We start from the raw sequence: 2,488 nt of genomic DNA, 5'->3' as shown, positions 1-2,488 counted from the left end.
ATGAGCACCCCGGAATGGCACTCCGGCCACCCCCTGCTCTACTTCAAAGGCCAATACCGCCACCTGCTCGAACTCAACGCAGACTAACACCACACCCAAAAGGAAGCTCTGCAGGATCGCCTGTCCCAGGTGAGCCGACCTTAAGGAAGAACCATGAACCCCGCAGCTACACTGCCCAAACCACGCGGTATCCATGATTCCAGCATCTGGACAAGTGACTTGATGGCCGCTCAGGCGGCCTTCGGCCAGGCGGCCCGGCTACAGGTTATTCGCCACCTGCGTCAGAAGGGTGCAGGTACCCGTTCTGAAATAGTGGAGGGTACCCTCATCGGTCACGGACTGGTCGCCCAAAGCCTGAACAAGCTGAAAAGCCTGGGAATCGTCAGCGACGACGCCACCCTGGAGAACCTCCCGGCCCGGGACCGCACGTACGTGTTGGATCGCGAACGGACCGACCACCTCCTCCGCACCATGACATCCTTCATCACTGTCGACGACGTCTAGGCAAGGCTTCAGCGGCACCGCATCACACCCGGCATAGGAGCCGGGAGGATCCGGTGCCCGACTAACCCGCTGCTTCACCGCAATGACGCCGGCAACCAACAAATTTCAGAAAGTAGCTTGCAATGGCACTATTTCGCTGGGGTTCCCGGACTAACCCCAATACCACCAGCAATTCCCCGTCCCCGTGCAACGCAGAGCGGGGAATGGACTCGGCTCAGATCTCCTGCTTCGCTTGGGAGGGCCTCTATTTGGAAACGGAATCCGTCGCCCCAGTTCCACAGAATTCTGCCCCTGAGCATATTTCGACCCCAGTAACCTCACCGTCCCTTCAACGCCCGAAGAACGTCAGTTCCTGGCATGTCGCCCCGGCCAACAAGGGAGCACAGCCTCTCCCCCGCCTGGCGCGGCACTAGCGCGGATCTGCCGGCCCGGAACTGAAGGTGAGCACTAGGGCTCCCTTAGTAACGCCGCACGCCAGCTGAAGTCCTCGGGCTGGTGGGGAAGGTACACGCGTGCCAGGTGCCTTCCCCACCAGGTTGGCCGCAAATAGGACTCTCCTGAACCTCCCAAGTACCCGGTTCGGGAACTCCGCCGAACCGGGTGCAGGAGTTGGCAGTTGTGGTCGGAACTAGCCAACCCACTCCCCTCCTAGAGAATCCAATGCCTGCCAACTTAATTCCTGATACTTTGCCTGCCGCAAAAGCCGGACACCCTCCTGCTTCAGGGGCGCAAAGGGGGACAAGATGGCGCAGCAGGACTCATGTACGGGCTAGCCGCTAGAAAAACTCCGCCCGCTGCAGAGGGCAGCCGTCGGAGTTGGTTGCTGTGCTGTTGTTGCCCTGACAGTCGCTTACGGCACGCTGCCTGGGGTGGCCCTGGCACTGGCTTTCAGCTTCTGCCTCTACGGACGCATTAAAAAAAGAGGCCTGGCAGCAGGAGTAATCCCTGCCCTCACAGTCGAGACAATCGTGCTCACCCCTCTGGCACTGGCGACGATGGTTTTCCTGGCGCTTATCGGCAGAGCCACTGTCACAAACCACGGAGCAGTTCACTTCTGGCTGATGGCCGCATCCGGACTTACGAGCGCGCTGCCGCTGCTTCTGTTTGCCGCCTCCACCTCGCGCCTGACGATGACGAGGGCGGGCCTGCTGCAGTACATCACACCAGTTCTGCAGTTCTTGGTGGCCTACTTCCTATTCGTAGAAGCCATGACTCTTGCCCGCTGGGTTGGTCTTGCCGTTGTATGGCTGGCGCTTGTGTTCCTTCTCCTGGACACTGCCGTTACCGGACGGAAACCGCCCGGAGCACCAAGCTGATCATCGGCTGCCACGTACGGGCTACCTCCCCAAACGACATTGTTTCCCCAAGGCCAGCCTGAACTTCGACCCAGCCACGGGGCGGCCACCGGGCACGCCACTCATGAGAGGCGCGCCCGGACTATGGCCGTCGTGGTCTTACGGGATCCTCATAATGACCACGGCGCTGCCGTGGTCATATGCACGACGTCCGGCACCGTTGTCGGAGCAGACCCAAATAACGTCTGCTTCCTCCGTCAAAACATCAACCTTTCCGCGGTACGGAAATTGCTTCGCCTCGTGCACCCAAACAGAATCACCGGGACTGAGGTCCGCCCAGTTGGGCCTGGTTTCTTTGCGGGTCTCCAATTGTTTTCCTTCCATTCCGGAAGCCTCAGGCCAAGCCTTCATGAGGGGCTCATCCCCAAAGCAATTCAGCCCCTCAGGGCTTAGAACAACCACGCCCGACACCTGTATGCCTTCACTAGGGCGCATCGGCGTCTTCCGTGTGTCTCCTAGTTGTGACGGATCAACATGGTTAAGCGGAAGGGATGCTGACGCGCAGGGCGGTGGCAACGTTGCCGAGCCGGCGCAGGTTCGCGGCGTATTCGTCGGCGGCGTTCTGGACGACCTCGTCGAGGTGGTCCATCTGGCCGGTGACGAAGTAGAACCCGCGTCCTGGTACGGTC

The 2,488-nt window shown here is 60.4% G+C and carries 2 protein-coding genes; both read left to right on the top strand.

All coding sequences use genetic code 11. From position 1 onward, the window contains the following. The first annotated feature begins 153 nt into the window (after positions 1 to 153). Positions 154 to 504, top strand: a complete 351-nt coding sequence (locus AC5RTT_RS20385) for a hypothetical protein (RefSeq protein WP_494146681.1) — start codon at positions 154 to 156, stop codon at positions 502 to 504. An 869-nt stretch (positions 505 to 1,373) separates the two neighbouring features. Then, on the top strand, positions 1,374 to 1,820 hold the full coding sequence (locus AC5RTT_RS20380) for an EamA family transporter (protein ID WP_494146680.1): 447 nt from the start codon (positions 1,374 to 1,376) through the stop codon (positions 1,818 to 1,820). Positions 1,821 to 2,488 lie beyond the last annotated feature (668 nt).

Source organism: Arthrobacter sp. Y3221157 (assembly GCF_059089865.1).
The sequence above is the reverse complement of the archived record's forward strand: the minus strand, read 5'-3'. Positions and strand labels throughout refer to the sequence as shown.

Coding starts and splice junctions, on each gene's coding strand:
- AC5RTT_RS20385 (WP_494146681.1), top strand. CDS start 154: ATGAACCCCGCAGCTACACTGCCCAAACCACGCGGTATCCATGATTCC.